Consider the following 18192-nt stretch of genomic DNA (forward strand, 5'->3'; position numbering starts at 1 on the left):
CATGATGCAATTCGTTCTACTGGCGATCGCCCTGGGGCTGGCGACCGGGATCGCAGGCCTCAGGCTGACGATCGGGGTCCACGGCCGCATCCGCGCGATGCAGCGGCTGCATGACGGCCAGACACAGGCCGCCCGGCGCCGCATCGCCGATCTGGAAGGGGCGCTCGCCGATCTTGAGGCCCGCCTGCTGCGCAGTCAGGCGGTCGAGGCGGCCGGACGGCGCACCCACGCCGCCCTGCTCAGCGCCGTCAGCCGCGAGATGCGCGGCCCGCTGGAAACGGTCATGGGTTTCGCCGACCTGCTGCGGATCAATGCGGTCCATGAGCCGCTCAGCCATCGTCAGGCGCAGGCCGCTGAACAGATCGGACAGGGCGCCGCGCGTCTGCAGACCCTGATCGAGGGGATGACGACCTTCGCCGGGGCGTCCGGCCCCGCCGCCCTGACGCGTGAGCGGCTGGACCCTCTGCTGATCGCCCGCCGCATCTGCCAGTCGCGCGCCGATCAGGCTGCGACGGCGGGGGTGGCCCTGTGTCCGTCGCCGCACCAGCCGGGCCTGACCGTCCATGCCGACGCCCATGCGCTGGATCAGGTGCTGGCGGCCCTGATCGACAATGCTGTGCGGCACAGCCGTCACGGCGACGCCGTCCGGATTGAGGGCCGCCGGGTCGAGCATGAGGTCTGGATTACCGTGCGCGACATGGGGCCGGGCCTGTCCGCCGAGCGGATGCAGACCCTGTTCGACCCCTTCGCCCGCCGTGACCGCGCCGTGTCGCCCGCCGACGGCGCAGGCGTCGGTCTGGCCGCCGCGCGACGCCTGGCGGCCGCCATGGAGGGCGATCTTTCGGTCGAAAGCCGCGAGGGCGAAGGCGCCGTCTTCACCCTGCGCCTGCCCGCGCCGGTGCGGACGGCGGCGCCACCGGCGCCTGGCGCAGCCCTGCCTCTGCCGCGCCTGCCCGATGCGGTCCTGCTGTATATTGCGGACGATCCCGCAGCCGTGGCGCTGATGCGTCATCTGCTGCACAGTCTGGGTCTGGTCAGCGTGCATGTCGCCGCCGGCGGACAGCAGGGCGTGGACATGGCGCGCGACCTTCAGCCGGACGCCGTCATCCTCGACCTCGACCTGCAGGGCGGGCGCGGCCTTGAGGTCAGGACCATGCTTCAGGCCGCCGGCGCCGCGCGGGACCTGCCCGTCATGGCCCTGTCCGCGGTGATCGAGCCGGGCGAACTGGCCGACGCCCGCACGGCGGGGTTCGCTGAATATCTGACCAAGCCGGTGCGGCTGTCCGATCTGGCGGCGGGGCTGTCGCGCCTGCTCGCCCTTCGGGCGGCTCCCGTGGCTTCGGCGGCGATGCAGACGCAGGAATTGGCGGCCCGCGCCTGACGCGGCGGTCATCGTAGCGACACGCGGGGTTGACGCGCGGTCTGATGGCGGCTTCCTAGGGGAAACGGGGCCGTCGACCCCCGTCGCGTGAGAAGACCGATATGCCGCGTATGCCGAACCGATCCTTCCGGCCCGCCTTCCAGCCCTGTTTCCTCAAGGCCAAGTCCGCCGCCCTTGTCGGCCTGGCCTTGGCGTCGGCCTCTCTGGCCGCCTGCGCCACGACGCCGCCGCCCCCTCCGCCGCCGCCCCCGCCGCCGATGGCGGTTCCGGCCGCCCCTGACGCGCCGGTCGGCGCCGTGCTGGACGACTGGCGCGGCGTCATCACCGCCGCCGACCGCGACCGCTATCAACGGCGCGCCGCCGCCTGGACCCTGGCGTTGGAACAGGCCCGACGCCAGCAGGGCTCGGGCGATCTGGCGGGGCTGGGCGCCCTGATCGATCCGGACGCGGCCCGCCCCGGCGTGTCGCCTGCGCCCGGCGCCTATCGCTGCCGCACCATCAAACTGGGATCTCAGGGCGATGAAGGCGGTCTGGGCTATGTGGTCTACGGCTGGTTCGCCTGCCGCATTGAACAGACAGCGGGCGGGCTGAAGCTGGTCAAGCAGACCGGCTCGCAGCGCCCGGCGGGCCTGCTCTTCCCTGAAAACGACCGCGAGATGGTCTTCCTCGGCTCGATGGCCCTGGCGTCCGAGCCGTCGGCGCGCAGCTATGGTCAGCGGCCCGAGCGCGACATGGTCGGCGTGCTGGAGCGGATCGGCGACCGGCGCTGGCGTCTGGTCACGCCCTGGCCGACGACGGAATCCAATCTCGACCTGCTGGAGCTGGTTCCGGCGACGGCGCGCTGAACCCTGACGGCGCCTGACCGTTAGGTCAGGATGAACACGCCCCTACGCCCTGTCTTGCCTCAAGGCTCTGTCTTCTTCTGCGCCGCCGTGATCGCGGGCGCCGCCGCCCTGTCCGGATGCGACCGCGCCGCCGCGCCCGAGGCGCCCGCCTCCGCCGAGGCTCCGCCCGCGTCGACTGCGCCGTCCGCACCGGTGCCGGATAACGCCGCGCCCGGCCCTGAAGCGTCGTCCGCGCCTTCGTCTGACGCGCCCCTTCAGGGCGGCGGCGACGACTGGCGGGCGGTCGCCACGCCCGCCGACGTCCGCCTTCTGGATCGCCTCGATCAGGCCTGGACCCAGGCCCGCGCCGAGGCCGAGGCGAGCGGATTCGCCGATGAAGTCCAATCGCTCGGCACCCTGGCGGACCCCGCCGCCGGACAGGTCGGCCGCCTTCAGCCGCCGCCCGGCGACTATCGGTGCCGCAGCATCAGGCTGGGCGCCCGCGATCAGGGCGCGGGCGGGCTGGCCTATTCCGCCTATCCGGCCTTCCGCTGCCGCGTCGAACTGACGCCCGGCGGCGATCTGATCCTGCAGAAGACCACCGGCAGCCAGCGCACCCGCGGCCTGCTCTACCCCGACAGCGACCGGCGTCTGGTCTATGTCGGCGCCCAGGCCTGGGGCGACGAGAGCGGCTTCCCGGTCTATGGCGCCCGCACCGAGCGCGACCAGCTGGGCGTGTTTGAGCGCATCGGCCCCCAACGCTGGCGGCTGGTCATTCCCTTCCCCAAGCAGGAATCGAAGCTGGAGATTCTGGAGCTGACACGCTGATCGCGGCTTGACCGGGCAGGGTGGCGCCCGTCACCCTGTACGCCGTTCTCGTCCGTTTCCGGAGACTGCCCATGCGCGGCGTCGGCCTCACCCTCGGATCCATCGTCGCCATCGCCGTCGTTCTGGCGGCCGTGCTGATCGGCTTTCCGACCTACAACGTCTATTCCAAGCAGATGGCGGGCCGGGCCGCCTATGAGGAGGCGGTGCAGAACCGCCGCATCCGCGTGCTGGAGGCCCAGGCCGCGCTTGACTCGGCCAAGCTGACCGCCGCCGCCGAGATCGAGCGCGCCAAGGGCGCCAACGAGGCCAACCGCATCATGGCCGAGGCCCTGGGCGGCCCCGAAGCCTATCTGCGCTGGTCCTACATCAACATGCTGCAGGAAACGGCCGGCAAGGACGGCCGCCAGACCATCTACATCCCCACCGAAGCCGGAATGCCGATTTTGGAAGCCGGTCAGCGGCCGCCCACGCGTTGATGACGGCAGGTTGCGTCAGAACCACGCTTTGACGCCGACGACGAAGCGGGTGTCTTCCGGGGCCTGTCCGCGCGCTTTGGCGTAGTCGGCGGTGTCGCCCAGCGAACGGGTCCATTCGACGCCGAGGTAGGGGGCGAATTCCTTGCGGATTTCATAGCGCAGGCGCAGTCCGGTCGTGATGGAGGTCAGGCCTGAGCCGAGCTCCCGTTCCGGGATATCGCTGGCCGACAGGGCGATTTCGACTGCAGGCTGCAGGATCCAGCGGTTGGTGATGCGCAGGTCGTATTCGGCCTCAATGCGGGCCGTCAGGTCGCCTTCGGTCGACAGGAAGGCGGCGGCGCCCATTTCGAACCAGTAGGGCGCCACGCCCTGAACGCCCACCGTCAGATGAGTTGTGTCTTCGCCATCGGGACGGAAGTCCTGGCGCACCCCGGCCTGAACGTCCCAAAAGGGCGCGATGGCGCGGCTGTAGAGGGCCTGAACCTCGACCTCGTGCAGCTTGCCGTTGATCTCGCCTTCGCCCTCGGTTTTCCACCAGAAGCGGTGGATGTCGCCGCCGGTCCAGCCCTGGGCGCTCCAGCTGTAGCTGTTGGGGCCGTCGCCGAAACCGGCCTCGATCGAGTCGATCAGCACGGCGGTCGAGCGGATGTCGCCGTTCTCGGCCAGCAGCTGTTTGCGCGCCGCCGCCATGACGGTCGGGCCGAACAGCAGATCGGCGGCGTGCGCCGGGGCAGCGTGCGCGGCGGCGGGGGACGGGGCCTCGACCATGCGACCGCCGATGGCGTCCACGCTGGTCGGGATGTTCGGTCCGCCGCGCGCCGCGCTCATGTCATGGCCTGCGTGCGGGTCGGCCGGAGTTGCACCGTGCCCAATATGGCTGCTCATGTCGTGACCGGCGTGCGGGTCGGCCAGCGCCGCCTGCGCCGGAGCCATGGCGTGACCCGCATGGGGATCCGCCGCAGGAGCGCCGTGTCCGGCATGGCCCCTCATGTCGTGGTCAGCGTGCGGCTCAGCCGGGGTCGCCTGAGCGGGGGCCATGTGATGACCAGCGTGCGGGTCCGTCTGAGCGCCGGAGGGGAGGGCCCTATGCATGGGGCAAGTCTTGCCGTCGCGCATCATAAGGCAGTCGTGCGCGGGCTTGGCGGCCGCAGGCGTCGCCTGAGCTGACGCGGCAGGAGCGTGTCCCGTGTGACCGGCATGACTCTGGGCCAGGGCGGGGCCGCCTGCGGCCAGCATCAGCGGTGCGGCGGACAGGCTGAGGATCAGGGACTTCACGAGGCGGCTCCATCCAGCGGGCGAACGGTGACGACGTTGAACATGCCCGCGTGCATGTGCATCAGAAGGTGGCAGTGGAAGGCCCAGTCGCCGGGCGCGTCGGCGGTCAGATCGAAGGTGACCTTGCCGCCGGGGGCGACGTTGACGGTGTGCTTCAGCGGCTGGTGGCCGTCGTGGCCGTTGACCAGTTCGAAGAAGTGGCCGTGCAGGTGGATGGGGTGGGCCATCATGGTGTCGTTGACCAGGGTCACGCGCACCCGCTCGTTCAGCTCGAAACGGATCGGTTCGACCACCTCCGAGAATTTGCGGCCGTCGAAGCCCCACATGAACCGCTCCATATTGCCGGTCAGGTGGATCTCCATGGTGCGGGAGGGCGCGCGGGTGTCCCTGTTCGGCGTCAGGGCGCGCAGGTCGGCATAGACCAGCACGCGGTGGTCGACGTCTTCCAGCCCCTGCGGCCGGTCGGCCAGACGGTTGGAGGGGCTGGGCGAGATCATGTCCACGCCGACGCCGACGGCCATATCGGCCGGGGCGTTGTTCGGATCGCGCATATTGTGGCTCATGCCGCTGTGATCCATCGGCGCTGCGGCGGTTGTCGTTGCGCCATGGCCCATGGCCGCATGGTCGACGCTGGCGGCGCCGTGCGCGCTGTGGTCCATGCTGCCGTGATCCATGCCGCCCATGCCCCCGCCCATGCCCATGTCCTTCATGGTCAGGTTGGGAACCTGGCGAAGCGGCGGAACCTCGGCCTTCATGCCCAGACGGGGGGCCAGGGTGGCGCGGCCCATGCCGGAGCGGTCGATGGCTTCTGACACGATGGTGTAGGCGCGGTCCTCAAACGGGTGGACGATGACGTCATAGGTCTCGGCGACCGAGATCTGGAACTCGTCGACCTCGACCGGCTGGACATGTTCGCCGTCAGCCTGAACCACGGTCATGGGCAGGCCGGGGATGCGGACGTTGAAGATCGACATGGCCGAGGCGTTGATGATGCGCAGGCGCACCCGCTCGCCCGGCCGGAACAGGCCGGTCCAGTTCTCTTCCGGGCCGTGGCCGTTGACCAGATAGGTGTAGGTCGTGCCGTTGACGTCCAGGATGTCGCGCGGGTCCATCCGCATGGCGCCCCACATCCGGCGCTCGGACAGGCTCATGCGGTCCGAGCCGTCCAGCAGGCCGGCCACGGTCGTCTTCTGCATGTTGAAGTAGCCGGGGCTCTTCTTCAGCTTGTCGAGGATTTCGTGCGGATGCAGGAAGCTCCAGTCCGACAGGACCAGAACATGCTCGCGGTCATAGGCGACCGGGTCGGCGCCCGCTGGATCGATGACGATGGGGCCGTAGTGGCCCATAGCCTCCTGAAGCCCCGAATGGCTGTGATACCAATAGGTGCCCGACTGCTTGATCGGGAACTCATAGACGAAGGTTTCGTGCGGCTTGATGCCGGGGAAGCTGATGCCCGGCACGCCGTCCATCTGGAACGGCAGCAGCAGGCCGTGCCAGTGGATGGAGGTGTCTTCCTCCAGATGGTTGGTCACCGACAAGCGCACATTCTGGCCCTCGCGCATCCGCAGCAGGGGCGCAGGCAGCACGCCGTTGACCATGAAGGCGTGGCCGCTGCGGCCGCCGACGGTGAAGCGGGCGTCGCCGACGCTCAGGTCGATATTCGGGCCGGTCAGGGTCGGCAGATCGGCGCGCAGGCCCGGCGATCCGGTCTGCGCCCAGGCAGGCAGCAGGCCCTGAAGACCCAGAATGCCGCCACCCAGAGCCGCGCCTCGCAACAGGGCTCGCCGGTCCAGTGATATTGTCGCCATGACGTCCAGTCTCGGGCAGGCCGCGCTCGCCACGGGCGCGGGGTAAAAGAAGCTCTGGGCGGAATACGCAGGCGCAGCCGCTGTCCCTCGCAAAACCGGTCTGCGTCAGGGCGCCGCAGGTTCAGGATGGCGTCGGCCTCTATGTCCGCGTGCGGCCCAGTTTCTGGTCCAGCGTCTGGCGGGCGCGCGCGATACGGGTCTCGACCGCCTTGGGCGTGACGCCCAGAAGCAGGGCGATCTCGGCGTGGGAACGGCCCTCCAGCGTCGCCAGCAGCAGCGGCGCCTTCAGCGTGTCAGGCAGGTCGGCCAGCGCACGGCCCAGCGCGGCCATGCGGCGGCGATCGTCCAGCAGGACCTCCGCCCCGGGCGCTTCATCGCCCACGGCCATGGCTTCGGGCGCATCCAGCCCCATGACGCCGCGCACGATGCGCCGCACGGCGCGCTTGCGACCCCAGTCCCGGCATTTGTTGAGGGCGATGGCGCGCAGCCACACGTCGAACGGCCGCGCCGGGTCATAGCGACGAATGGCCAGCCATGCCGCGACATAGGTCTCCTGCAACAGATCGCGCGCTTCATCCGTATCGCCGACGTAACGGCGGATGAAACGATGCAGGTCGGCGCCGGTGGCCGCCATCAGGGCGCCGAAGGCCGCCCGGTCGCCGCGCGCCGCGCGCGCTTCGTCAGTGTCGCCTCCGGCCGTCACCCGCGGCCTTTACCGCGGCTCTTGCATCAGGGCGCCCGCAATTTCGCGGTCGAAGACGCGCGCCTGATCCGGCGTCAGCACGGCCCGCATCTCGAACACATGGGCGATGGTCGCCTTCTGCAGTGCGCCCATGGCGTCGTGGAAGTGATCGACGGCGGCGCGAACCTCGGGGCTGTCGCCCTGACTGGCGGCGATGGCGGCGGCCAGTTCGCGGTTGGCGCCGCGCAGCTCGGCCTCCAGCGCCTCGCGCCGCACGGCGAAGCGGGCCTCGATCACGTCCAGCCGGGCGTCCTGCTCCGCCGTCAGCTTCAACCTGCGATGCACGATGTCGTGGACGCTGGGCGTCTCATGCTGCTTCATCACCCAGCCCGCCGCCAGCCAGGCGCCGCCGCCGCTGGCCAAGGCCGCCAGCACGACAGTCAGGGCGATGGACTTCCAGCCGGCGCTCATCCGCCGACCTCGAAACGCGTCATGGGCGACAGGCCGGCGGACACGCTGAAGACCTGGATATCGGATCGCTCCGGCTTGAACGCCTGCCCCCACAGGCCGCCGTTAGTCACGCCGACCAACAGGGCGACCGCCATGACGGCCAGCCGCACCTGACGGGCGCGGCGCTGTTCCATCCGCGCGTCGATCCGGCGCCAGACCTGTTCTTCCAGACCGGCCAGAGGCGCGGCTTCGGCGTCAGGAAAGGGCGTCGCCAGCATGCGTTCGATGTCGTCGGTCATTTCACACCTTTCGCGGCTCTGCCGATCTATACGCGGGCCGACAGGTTTCCCCTTGCGGGAAGGTAGGTTTCGACAACCGCAGTCTCAATCGGCCCGACAACGCAGGCAAGCCGGTGGAACGACCTGCCTCTCCTAGAGCGCGTTCGGCGGCGGCTGCACGCCCATGACGGCGACCAGAACCAGAATGGCCACGCCCAGTGCGAACTCGCACCACAGACTGCGCTTTAGAAGCGGCAGAGCGCGCCGTGCATCGCGTTCTATCAGCGGCGCCAGACGGAAGCGGTTGTCCGCTGCCAGCACCAGCATCAGGCCGAACAGCCCCAGCTTGAGCGTCAGCAGCACGCCATAGAGGCTGGCCCACAGGTCAGGGATTTTCGACAGGCCGACCAGCCAGACGCTGTTGATCAGTCCTGACACGACAAGAACGCCGACCGTTGCGGCGCCGATCCCTGCGAAGCCGGTCAGGCTGCGGGCAAGCGCCGCTTCATGCTCAGGGCTTGCCGAGGGGCGCCTCGCGATCAGGACGATGAAGGCCGTCAGGGCGCCGATCCAGATCGAGGCCGCCAGCGCATGGGCGATGTCCGAGGCCAGATGGATCAGATGACCCGCCCCTTGCGTCGCGGCGCCGTGGCCGGTCCAGGCGAAGCTGGCCGAAACGACCGCGCCCCACAGGGCCAGCCATCGCCACAGCCGTGCGCCCGGTTGCAGCCGCAGCACCACGCCCAGCGCCAGCGCCGCCGCCAGCATCCGCACCGCCAGCGCCCTGCCCAGCCCCATGTCCGTCATCATGAAGGCCAGCGCCTCGGGCCGGATCGCCCCGCTCACCGAGCCCGCCATCATGACCGCCTGAGCCAACAGAGCGACAGGCGCAGCCAGCATCACCACCGCCGCCGCTCCAACCAGAACCGGCCGGGGCCACTGCAGGCTCAGCGGCCCGACCGCCCGCGCGCTGTAGAGCATGAAGGCTGGCAGGCCGAACAGGATCGCGGCGGCGACATACTGCACGCCGCGCAGGGCGACGATCCAGACCTCGACCATCTCAGCGCACGAAGAAGTCGTAGCTGCCGGTCATGCGGTGGCCGTCGGTCGAGGCGATGCGCCAGTTGATGACATAACGGCCCGCAGTCAGCGGCCGGGCCAGGACGCCGGTGATGGTCCTGCCATCCTGACTGACCTGAGTGCGGATCGCCGCCTTCGCACTGGCTGCGTTCACGACATCAAAACCGGAAAAGGCAGGCGCGACCCGGTCGCTGAAGGTCAGAGTCACGACGCGCGGCGCGACGACCGTCGACTTTTCGGCAGGCGTAGCGCTGACCAGACGCGCGTGCGCCGCCGCCGGCGCCGCCGACATCATAATGATGGCGGAAGCGGCGAGGAAGGACTTGGGGATGGATAGAGCCATGGTGATCTCCTGATCCGCGGCAAAAAAGCGCTTGGAGATCGTTACGCGAGGGACTGTCGGCGCCCTCGTTCACGGCAGGTTATGCGTTTTCGATCCGCGAAACCTTGATGTCGGACACGCTGATATCACCGTGGAAGACGCCTTCCATCACCAGAAGGCGGAATTCGCAGGCGCCCTGACTCATCCATTCATAGACCATGTCGATTTCATAGATGCCGGGGCGCTGGGGGCGGAATTCCTGGCTGCTGTAAGATTCCAGTCCGCCCCAGTCGATACGGAAAAGATAGCGAGCCGAGTAGTGGTCGACGGACAGTGTGAATGTCGCCTTCCAGCGTCCCGCCGGCATTTCGAAATAAGGGCCGTGAACGATGGTGCGGGGGCGGCCTGTCAGGTCCAGGCTTGTAGAACCGGCGACATGGACCGGAGGTTTGAGCCAGGACAGAACCTCGCCAGACCAGATCGCCTTGTCTTGCGTGTAGATCTGCAAAGCTGTGGCCAACGGGCCTTGCGCCGCAGAAGGCAGAGGCGGCCGCAAGACTTCCAGGTCAGGGAAGGGGTGGATGGAGAGGCCGCCTGCTGAGCCTGCTTCGAATATGCGATCTTTCGGCAGAAGCGTGATCTGCGCAAAGCCATGCGTGGCGACGTGAACAATTCTGTGGCGCTCGGACTGCTCTACGCCGTCAGGCGTATCGATGTTTGGCGTGTCCAGGATGGCAGCGATGCGGTTGGCGTCGGGCTGATGTTTACGCGCATTGTCGGCAGAGGCGGTCAGCAGCAGCGCATGGGGAGGGGCGCTTGCAGACTGATCCTGGTCCACATCTAGCAGTACGCGACCGGCCTTGGTCGCAGCCGCTTTCAGGGCGCTGATCCATTCCTGTCTGTTGGACAGTTGGGGCAGGACGATCCAGTCTTGGTTTTCGAGGATAGAGGTCATGCGGCCCGCAGCCAGGTATAGACCTCGACCGCTTCCTGGATGTCGTTAAACATCTTGGCGCGCCCGCTTTCGATAATGAGTGCGCGGTCGCAGTACTCTGCGATCAGCTGGACGTTGTGAGACGCCATGAGGAAGGCGCGGTGGGCCTGTTTCTCGAACAGGCCTTCCTGGCACTTTCGCTGGAAACGAGCGTCGCCGACGGCGACCAATTCGTCGATCAGATAGCAGTCGAACTCAATGGCCAGCGACAGACCGAAGGCCAGGCGCGCCCTCATGCCCGAGGAGTAGTGTTTGACCGGTTCGCTCAGCGCCTTGCCCAGTTCGGCGAAGTCATCGACGCGCCGTAGCGTCTCCTTGTAGTCCTTCTCATAAAGGCGGGCCAGGAAGCGAACATTGTCCAGACCTGACAGACTGCCCTGAAAACCGCCGCCGAAACCGATGGGCCAGGACGAACTCATTCGCCAGGAAATCGATCCTTCGGTGGCCGGCATGACGCCGCCCAGCATCTTGATCAGGGTCGACTTGCCCTGACCGTTGCGGCCGAGAATGGCCAGGCGCCCCGAACGGCCCAGGTCGAAGCTCAAGTCCGTAAAGAGGGGCTTGTTCTTGCCGTGATAGGTCTTCGAGACGTTGCGGACGCGAAGGCCGGGATCCGTTTCGGCGTCGGGCGTCATCAGTCCTGCCTGTGCTCACGCACGCCGGCCCAGATCAGCCAGCCAACGCCGTAGAAGAGCAGGGCGGAAGCCAACACGGTGAGGATGGCGCGCCAACGACGCGGCTCGGTCGGCTTGTCCGCCAGACTCGGCTCGACGATGCGCTCCAGATAAAGCTTTTGGCGTCGGGCTTCCTGCTCGGCAGAGAGCAGGGCTGCGGTCGCCTGGGCCAATTGTTTGTCGGCGATCTCTCGGCGAAGCGTCAGTTCCTCGAACGGACCGATCTTGGCGGCCAGAGAGGTGGCGTCGCCCGCCATTTTGACCCGGGCCTCTTCCACCTGGCGCTGATAGGCGGCGATACGATTGTCCAGTATGGGCAGTTGCGGGCTGGACGGGGCTTCGGCGGCGATCTGGGCGCGTTCGGCCCGCAGCTGGGCGATGGTCACCAGCAGACCGTTGATGACGCCCGTGCTTTCGGCGGCGGCCAGTCGCGGGTCAATGAAGCGAGCATTGTTGCGCAGGGCTGTCAGCGCCTGTTGCGACTCGGCGACTTCGGTGTGGGCGCGTTCCAGGGCGGCCTTGGCGTCGCGCACGGCGTTGCCTGCAGCGCGCTCGTTCAGGCGGTTGATCAGCGCTTCGCCGCTGGCCAGCAGGGCCTTGTTGACGTCCTGGGCCTCTTTGGCGGTGAAGGCTTCCACACGCAGCGTGCTGATGCCGGTCCCCGCGTCATAGCCGACAACCATGAAGCGTTGGAACGCCTTGTACAGGCCTTCCTCGCTGCGCGACTCCCCGATGCGGGGATAGCGGGACAGGAAGTCTGCGCCGGGGCGATCCAGGACCTTGTTGAGATCGAACGTCCGCTGCAAATCCTTCAGGCCGTCGCGCGACGAAATATACTCATGCACGGCGAAGGCGTCGTTCATGCCGGTTGAAAATCCGACCCCTTGAAGCGCCAGGCCGACGGCGGAAGGCTGGCCCACATTGGGCGAGCGCACCACAAAGCGCGCCTCGGAAACATATCGAGGAGAGGCGATCACCAGGAAGTAGACCGCCGCAATAAAGGTCGGCAGCGCTACGACAAGCAGAAAACCCAGCGGTATCCGCTTCCAGATGTCGATGGGTTTCTTGCGCGGGCCTTCAATAGCTTTCAGAGGGCCGACGTAACTGATCTTGTGTTCAGCCATGGAGAGGTTTCGCCTTGGAAAACGTGGGCTCTGTCATTCGTCTGCAAGCCGGTCACGGGCGCCTGCGATCATCGCCAAGCCTAGCAGATTGAGCATGGCGCCACATAGCAGGGCATAGGGGGGATCGAAATGCGTTGGGGTGAATTCGCTGAATACGCCTGAACGTATCATCTCGACCCCATGAACGAAGGGGATGAGAAGGATGATTTCCTGATACTTGGGCGGCAGCCACGCCACCATGGCGAATGCGCCTGAAAGCGGGATCATCAGATAGCTGATCAGACTGAGCAGTCTTTCGAAGACCTCGAACCGCATGGCCAGTCCTGTCAGCACAAGGGCGAAACCGACGGCGACCCAGCACAGCAGCAGCCAGCCGCCGTACAGGTTCAGATAGTTGGTGGGGGCGTTGGTTTCGCCGATGGCGAACAGCACCAGATAGACGATGATGAAGGCGATCGTCGTGCCGCCGATCTCCAGGAGTATCCGGGCGGTGAAGATATGCATCGGCTTGACGTCGCGATGATACAGGATCCCGATGTTCGATCTCAGAGCTGAAGACAGGATCGCGATCAGGTGCCGGATCAGGATCAGCGACATATAGCCCGTCATCACGAACGGGGCGAGGCGGATGCCATGCTCATAGGCGGGCTTGGTGAAGCTCCACAGGATCATCACGCCGAAACAGAAAAACAGAGGCTCGGCGACCATCCAGGCGAAGCCCAGACCTTCGCGACCGAACCGCGTGACCATTTCGCGCATCGTCAATGCGCCGATGATTCTCAGGTGGCGGGCGGCTTTTGCGAACATCGAACGAGTGTTGACGCAGCGATGCTGCAAGGAGCTTGGGTCGGCGTTGAGGGTCGCCTCTGGACCGATAGGAGGCGAACATAGCCCACCCCCGTCGCGGCGCAACTGTTTCCTCACCCGCGTTGCGGGAAAGTTGAGGCTGCTTCGACGTTTACGGCTGCCTCAACCGTTGCAGGACCGACCGGGCGGCGTCCTCGATGGACAACTTTTCCGTGTGAATGTGCGCATCAGCGTGCAGAGGCGCCTCATAGGGGCTGTCGATGCCTGTGAAGTTCGTCAGCTCGCCGCGTCGGGCCTTGGCGTAAAGACCCTTGGCGTCACGCGCCTCGGCGACCGCCAGAGGCGCGTCGATAAAGACTTCCAGGAAGCGAATGTCGCCCATCATCGCGCGCGCCATGTCCCGCTCGGCGCGGAATGGAGAGATCAGGCAGACAAGGACGATCAGGCCGGCGTCGGCCATCATCCGGGCGGCTTCTGCGGCGCGGCGGATGTTCTCCACCCGGTCGGCGTCGGTAAAGCCCAGGTCGCGGCTCAGTCCATGGCGCAGGTTGTCGCCATCGATCAGATAAGTATGGCGTCCTTCGGCGGCCAGTTGTTCCTCGACCGCATTGGCGATGGTCGATTTGCCGGCGCCGGACAGGCCGGTGAACCACAGGACGGCGGGCTCCTGGTCCTTGAGCGCGGCGCGCCGCGCCCGGTCGACCCTGACCGGCTGGCGATGGATGTTGTGCGCGCGGCGCAGAGCGAAGCGGATCATGCCTGCTCCGACCGTGGCCCGGGTCATCCGGTCGATCAGTATGAAGCCGCCCAACTGACGGTTTGTTTCATAAGGGGCGAAGGCGATGTCGGCGCCCAGCGACAGGTGGCAGACGCCGATGTCGTTCAGCTCCAGCGTCCGCGCGGCCAGCGCCTCCAGGCTGTTGACGTTCACCTTGTGTCGGATGTCGGTGACGGAGGCCGCGACCGTGCGGGCGCCCAGCTTCAGGTCGTACTGGCGGCCGGGCAGCAGGGCCGCCTCATCCATCCAGATCACCGTGGCTTCGAACTGATCGGCGGCCTCGAGGGGATCGGCGGCGGCGCATAGTATATCGCCGCGTGACAGGTCGATCTCGTCGGTCAGGGTCAGCATGACCGATTGACCGGCGATGGCGGCGTCGCGGTCGCCTGCAGGCGCCAGGATGCGGGCCACCTGCGAGACGACGCCGGACGGTACGGCCCGGACGGTGTCGCCCGGGCGCACGGTTCCTGAGGAGATCAGACCGGTATAGGCGCGCAGGTCCTGATCGGGGCGCACGGCGCCCTGCACTGGCAGGCGGAAAGCCTGATCCGGGTCCGTTGTGGCGACAGGCAGCGCCTCCAGCGCCTCTATCAGGGTCGGACCGTCAAACCAGTCGCAGTCGCTGCGTGCGACGACATTCTCGCCGGTCGCCCCCGACAGGGGGATGGCGCGCGCCTCAAGGCCGATCTGGCCGGCGTAGGCGTCGAACTCTGTCGCGATCCGATCGAAGATTTCAGCGGACCAGTCCGTCAGGTCCATTTTGGTCACCGCCAGGATCACGCGTCGGACCCCCATCAGGGCCAAGATGTGGGCGTGCCGCCGCGTCTGGGTCAGCACCCCTTTGCGCGCATCCACGAGGATGACGGCCGCGTCGGCGGTCGAGGCTCCGGTCGCCATATTGCGCGTGTACTGTTCATGCCCCGGCGTGTCGGCGACGATGAAGCTGCGCGTCTCCGTCGAGAAGTAGCGATAGGCGACATCAATGGTGATGCCCTGTTCCCGCTCGGCCAGCAGGCCGTCGACCAGACGCGAGAAGTCGGGCTGGCCGTCGGCGTTCAGGATGCTTGCCAGCTGGTCTTCGGGCACGGCGCCCAGATCATGCAGCAGGCGGCCGATCAGGGTCGACTTGCCGTCATCGACCGAGCCGCAGGTGATGAAGCGCAGCAGGTCGCGCTGAGGGGAGGGGGCGCTCAAAAATAACCCTCCTGCTTTTTGCGTTCCATCGATCCGGCCTGGTCGCGGTCGATCAGCCGGCCCTGACGCTCGGAGGTGCGCGAGGCGCGCATCTCGGCGATGATCGCCTCCAGGCTGGAGGCCTGGCTCTCGATGGCGCCGGACAGGGGGTAGCAGCCCAGGGTGCGGAAACGCACGGTGCGGATTTCCGGCGTCTCGCCCGGCAGCAGTTGCATCCGCTCGTCATCAACCACGATCAGCGCGCCTTCGCGCCGGACCACGGGGCGCGGGGCGGCGAAATAGAGATCCACGACGGGGATGTTTTCGGCGGCGATGTAGTCCCAGATGTCGAACTCGGTCCAGTTCGACAGGGGAAAGACGCGCATGCTTTCACCCGGCGAAACGCGGGCGTTGTAGAGGTTCCACAACTCGGGGCGCTGGCGACGAGGATCCCAGCGGTGGCCGGGGCCGCGGAACGAGAAGATCCGCTCCTTGGCGCGGCTGGCCTCTTCGTCACGTCGCGCCCCGCCGATGGCGGCATCGAAGCCGTGCAGGTCCAGCGCCTGCTTCAGCCCTTGCGTCTTCCACATGTCCGTGTGGACGGCGGAACCATGTTCAAAGGGATTGATCCCCAGGGTTTCCGCCTCGGGGTTGCGATAGACGATCAGGCGCGCCCCGCTTTCGGCCGCCATGCGGTCGCGCAGAGCGTACATGGCCCGGAATTTCCATGTCGTGTCGACGTGCAGCAGGGGAAAGGGCGGCGGCGCCGGGTCGAAGGCCTTACGCGCCAGATGCAGCAGGGCGGCGGAGTCCTTGCCGATGGAGTAGAGCAGCACCGGGCGGGCGCATTCGGCCGCCACCTCGCGCAGGATGTGGATGCTTTCCGCCTCCAGCCGCTCAAGATGGCTCAGGCGTTGCGGCGTCAGGGCGGCGGTCATGGCTCAGGACGTCGCCAGGCCGACCTTGGCGTACAGGTCTCTCAGGCGCGTCTGATAGGCGGCGGGGGTGAATTTTCCGGCCTGGCCCAGACCGCGCGTTTCCAGGTCGGCGCGCATGGCGTCATCGGCGTCCAGAGCTTGAATGCCGCGCGTGATGGCTTGGACATCATAGGGATCCACGACGACGGCCGCATCCCCGGCCACTTCCGGCAGGGAGCCCCCGGTGGAGGTCAGCACCGCCGTCGATAGCGCCATGGATTCCAGCACTGGCAGGCCGAAGCCTTCATAAAGAGACGGGAACAGCGTGGCCCTGGCGCCTCTGATCAGGCTGATCAGCATGGAGAAAGGCATATATTCGTACTGTCGAATGCGGTCGGCGCTGGGGCCGCCGTCGCGCTTGACCTGGTTCAGCAGGGCGGTCTCGCCTTCATCCAGCCACGCGCGGCCGCCGATGATCACCAGCGGCGTCCTGCTGCCCGACGCCAGATAGGCCTCGACGATGCGGCCCAGGTTCTTCTTCGGCTCGATCGCGCCGAAGTGCAGGAAATACCCCTTCCAGCCCAGGTTGAAGACGCCTTCCAGCTCCAGTTCCACCTCGGCCTGGCTGCGTCCGGTCAGTGATGGCGGCAGGTCGACGGCCTGATAGGTGTTGGTGACGCGGTCCTCGGACACGCCCAGCAGGCGGATGACATCCTGACGCGTGGTCTCGGACACCACGGCGATATGGTCGGCGCGTGCGGCGACGGCCTCGCACAGCTTCATATAGACGGCCTTGTCGTCCATCGTCGTGTGCGGAAGACGCAGCGGGATCAGGTCATGGATGGTGTAGATGTTCGGGACGCCCTGGGCATACAGAGGCAGGGTCGCCGTCCAGTGCATTACATCGGGAGAAGGGGCCTCGGTTGTGGCGTCAAACCGCACCGGCGTTTCTTTGCCATAGGCGGCGAAACAGCGGTTGGCTGTCTGGAACAGGTTCTGCGCCGCCCAGAAGCGGTCTACGGCGGGGCGTCCTCCGCCGCGGCTGGGCCAGATTACTTCGCCAGACGGCAGAATAGCGTGAGCCTCGCGACCGAAGCGCGACACATAGGTGTCGCGGAAGCGCTGCATCTTCTTTTTCCGGTTCAGCTTTTCGGGCGGGCGCTCGGCGTCGGTCAGGGCCGTTTCGTTGACGACATTGCTGGCGCGCCGTGGTGTCGGCGGCCCATAGAGCGCCTGGGTTCCAAGGCCGATTTCACGAGCGTTCAGCAACAGGTTTCGGCCATAGGTGGCGATGCCCGAGCCCTTGGCCAGGGCCAGGTTGAAGCCGTCAATGCAGATGGAAGCCATGGTATCCGATATGCTGCCGCAGTCGCGCGGATGTGGACGACAGGCTGGGCGACAGGTCAAGGGGCCAGACGTGGGTTAAAGTTTACGCTTTGTTTATTCCTGTATCCCTCTGGCCACTATTCTCAAATTAGCTGTGGCATTTGCGCCTTTCTGCTCGACCGGAAATGGCAACGCTGATAGGGACGCCGCAGGTGACTTTTCCTGTCGCCCACTTGTCAACAGACCTCGGAGGGCCGCATTTCATGCGTGTCAAGAGTTTGATCCTGGCGTCGAGCGCGGCGGCGGCCCTGGCCCTGTCGGCTGGCGCTGCTTCGGCGGAGCCCGATGGCTGGTACGGCGCGATCGACGCCGGCTACCATATGATCGATGATATCAACACGGAAGCTTCGGCGACCGGTCACCACTGGAACTGGGAAGTGAACGACGGCTGGGCGGCTTTTGCTCGCCTGGGCTATCGTTTCAACCCGAACTGGCGTGTTGAGCTCGAAGGCGGTTACCGCTCGGGCGACATCGGCAAGGTCCGCGCTGTCTCGGGTCCGAACGGCCTGTGCAACCTGACCCCGGCCAATGGCGCGTGCCACTCGCCGGAAGGCGACATCACGTCGACGACCCTGATGGCCAACGTCATCTATGACATTGGTTCGCCGGAATGGACCATCCGTCCGTTCGTGGGCCTGGGCGCCGGTGTGAACCGCGTCAAGACCGACACCACGGGCCGTCTGCGTCAGAACCCGGGCGTCACCTTCACGGCTGACGATAACTCGACCCGCTTCGCCGCTCAGGCGATCGCCGGTCTGGCCTGGGCCGTTGGCGACCGCGCCAACATCGACCTGACCTACCGTTACCTGACGGGTGACATGAACTTCGACACGACGCAGTCGGCCGGTCCGGTCTTCGGCAACCTGTCGGGCGACTACGACCAGTCGCACACCGTGACGCTGGGCCTGCGCTATGCGTTCGGCGCCGAGCCGGTG

Annotated in this window: 19 protein-coding genes; 5 read left to right on the top strand and 14 right to left on the bottom strand. The window is 66.9% G+C overall.

Features of this window, described 5'->3' with window-relative positions:
* Position 1 precedes the first annotated feature (1 nt).
* From ABE454_RS07545 to ABE454_RS07560, 4 genes are all read left to right on the top strand, one after another.
* Complete coding sequence (locus ABE454_RS07545; RefSeq protein ID WP_346530622.1) at positions 2-1381, top strand: hybrid sensor histidine kinase/response regulator; 1380 nt, start codon at positions 2-4, stop codon at positions 1379-1381.
* 101 nt (positions 1382-1482) lie between these two features.
* The gene (locus ABE454_RS07550) at positions 1483-2226 is read left to right on the top strand and encodes a DUF4893 domain-containing protein (RefSeq protein ID WP_346530623.1); all 744 of its coding nucleotides are present in this window, start codon (positions 1483-1485) and stop codon (positions 2224-2226) included.
* A 54-nt stretch (positions 2227-2280) separates the two neighbouring features.
* A complete protein-coding gene (locus ABE454_RS07555) occupies positions 2281-3033 on the top strand; it encodes a DUF4893 domain-containing protein (protein WP_346530624.1) in 753 nt (250 codons plus the stop codon).
* Positions 3034-3104: 71 nt separating this feature from the next.
* Positions 3105-3509 (top strand): hypothetical protein, encoded by a 405-nt coding sequence (locus tag ABE454_RS07560; RefSeq protein WP_346530625.1) that lies wholly within the window; start codon positions 3105-3107, stop codon positions 3507-3509.
* Positions 3510-3524: 15 nt separating this feature from the next.
* On the opposite strand, the gene ABE454_RS07565 is transcribed toward ABE454_RS07560, so the two are convergent.
* The 14 genes from ABE454_RS07565 to ABE454_RS07630 all read right to left on the bottom strand — a co-directional run bounded on the left by ABE454_RS07565 (position 3525) and on the right by ABE454_RS07630 (position 17218).
* The gene (locus ABE454_RS07565) at positions 3525-4784 is read right to left on the bottom strand and encodes a copper resistance protein B (protein ID WP_346530626.1); all 1260 of its coding nucleotides are present in this window, start codon (positions 4782-4784) and stop codon (positions 3525-3527) included.
* Positions 4781-6592: a copper resistance system multicopper oxidase gene (locus ABE454_RS07570; RefSeq protein WP_346530628.1), complete on the bottom strand. Its 1812-nt coding sequence runs from the start codon at positions 6590-6592 to the stop codon at positions 4781-4783. Before ABE454_RS07570 ends, ABE454_RS07565 begins: the two co-directional genes overlap by 4 nt.
* A 139-nt stretch (positions 6593-6731) precedes the next feature.
* The gene (locus ABE454_RS07575; RefSeq protein WP_346530629.1) at positions 6732-7295 is read right to left on the bottom strand and encodes an RNA polymerase sigma factor; all 564 of its coding nucleotides are present in this window, start codon (positions 7293-7295) and stop codon (positions 6732-6734) included.
* 9 nt (positions 7296-7304) lie between these two features.
* Positions 7305-7745, bottom strand: coding sequence for a Spy/CpxP family protein refolding chaperone (locus tag ABE454_RS07580; RefSeq protein ID WP_346530630.1), 441 nt, complete (start codon positions 7743-7745; stop codon positions 7305-7307).
* Complete coding sequence (locus ABE454_RS07585; RefSeq protein ID WP_346530631.1) at positions 7742-8023, bottom strand: hypothetical protein; 282 nt, start codon at positions 8021-8023, stop codon at positions 7742-7744. Before ABE454_RS07585 ends, ABE454_RS07580 begins: the two co-directional genes overlap by 4 nt.
* A 132-nt stretch (positions 8024-8155) precedes the next feature.
* Positions 8156-9061, bottom strand: coding sequence for a copper homeostasis membrane protein CopD (gene copD / locus ABE454_RS07590; RefSeq protein ID WP_346530632.1), 906 nt, complete (start codon positions 9059-9061; stop codon positions 8156-8158).
* 1 nt (position 9062) lies between these two features.
* Positions 9063-9425 carry a copper homeostasis periplasmic binding protein CopC gene (gene copC / locus ABE454_RS07595; protein ID WP_346530633.1) on the bottom strand — a complete coding sequence of 121 codons (363 nt, stop codon included), beginning with the start codon at positions 9423-9425 and terminating at the stop codon, positions 9063-9065.
* Between the two features lie 79 nt (positions 9426-9504).
* On the bottom strand, positions 9505-10359 hold the full coding sequence (locus ABE454_RS07600) for a hypothetical protein (protein WP_346530634.1): 855 nt from the start codon (positions 10357-10359) through the stop codon (positions 9505-9507).
* Positions 10356-11033 (bottom strand): ABC transporter ATP-binding protein, encoded by a 678-nt coding sequence (locus tag ABE454_RS07605; protein ID WP_346530635.1) that lies wholly within the window; start codon positions 11031-11033, stop codon positions 10356-10358. The genes ABE454_RS07600 and ABE454_RS07605 overlap by 4 nt, the downstream gene beginning before the upstream one ends.
* Positions 11033-12196 carry a chain-length determining protein gene (locus tag ABE454_RS07610; RefSeq protein WP_346530636.1) on the bottom strand — a complete coding sequence of 388 codons (1164 nt, stop codon included), beginning with the start codon at positions 12194-12196 and terminating at the stop codon, positions 11033-11035. Before ABE454_RS07610 ends, ABE454_RS07605 begins: the two co-directional genes overlap by 1 nt.
* A 33-nt stretch (positions 12197-12229) precedes the next feature.
* The gene (locus ABE454_RS07615) at positions 12230-13108 is read right to left on the bottom strand and encodes an ABC transporter permease (protein WP_346530637.1); all 879 of its coding nucleotides are present in this window, start codon (positions 13106-13108) and stop codon (positions 12230-12232) included.
* A 46-nt stretch (positions 13109-13154) separates the two neighbouring features.
* The gene (cysC, locus tag ABE454_RS07620) at positions 13155-14975 is read right to left on the bottom strand and encodes an adenylyl-sulfate kinase (protein ID WP_346530638.1); all 1821 of its coding nucleotides are present in this window, start codon (positions 14973-14975) and stop codon (positions 13155-13157) included.
* Complete coding sequence (gene cysD, locus ABE454_RS07625; protein ID WP_346530639.1) at positions 14972-15892, bottom strand: sulfate adenylyltransferase subunit CysD; 921 nt, start codon at positions 15890-15892, stop codon at positions 14972-14974. Before cysD ends, cysC begins: the two co-directional genes overlap by 4 nt.
* Before the next feature lie 3 nt (positions 15893-15895).
* Entirely contained in the window at positions 15896-17218 is a 1323-nt protein-coding gene (locus ABE454_RS07630) for a glycosyltransferase family 4 protein (RefSeq protein ID WP_346530640.1), read from the bottom strand.
* 242 nt (positions 17219-17460) lie between these two features.
* On the opposite strand from ABE454_RS07630, the gene ABE454_RS07635 reads away from it, so the two are divergent.
* The coding region (locus tag ABE454_RS07635) for an outer membrane protein (protein ID WP_346530641.1) at positions 17461-18192 on the top strand (732 nt) is incomplete at its 3' end.

It is taken from the genome of Brevundimonas diminuta, assembly GCF_039673845.1.
GTDB lineage: Bacteria > Pseudomonadota > Alphaproteobacteria > Caulobacterales > Caulobacteraceae > Brevundimonas > Brevundimonas diminuta_E.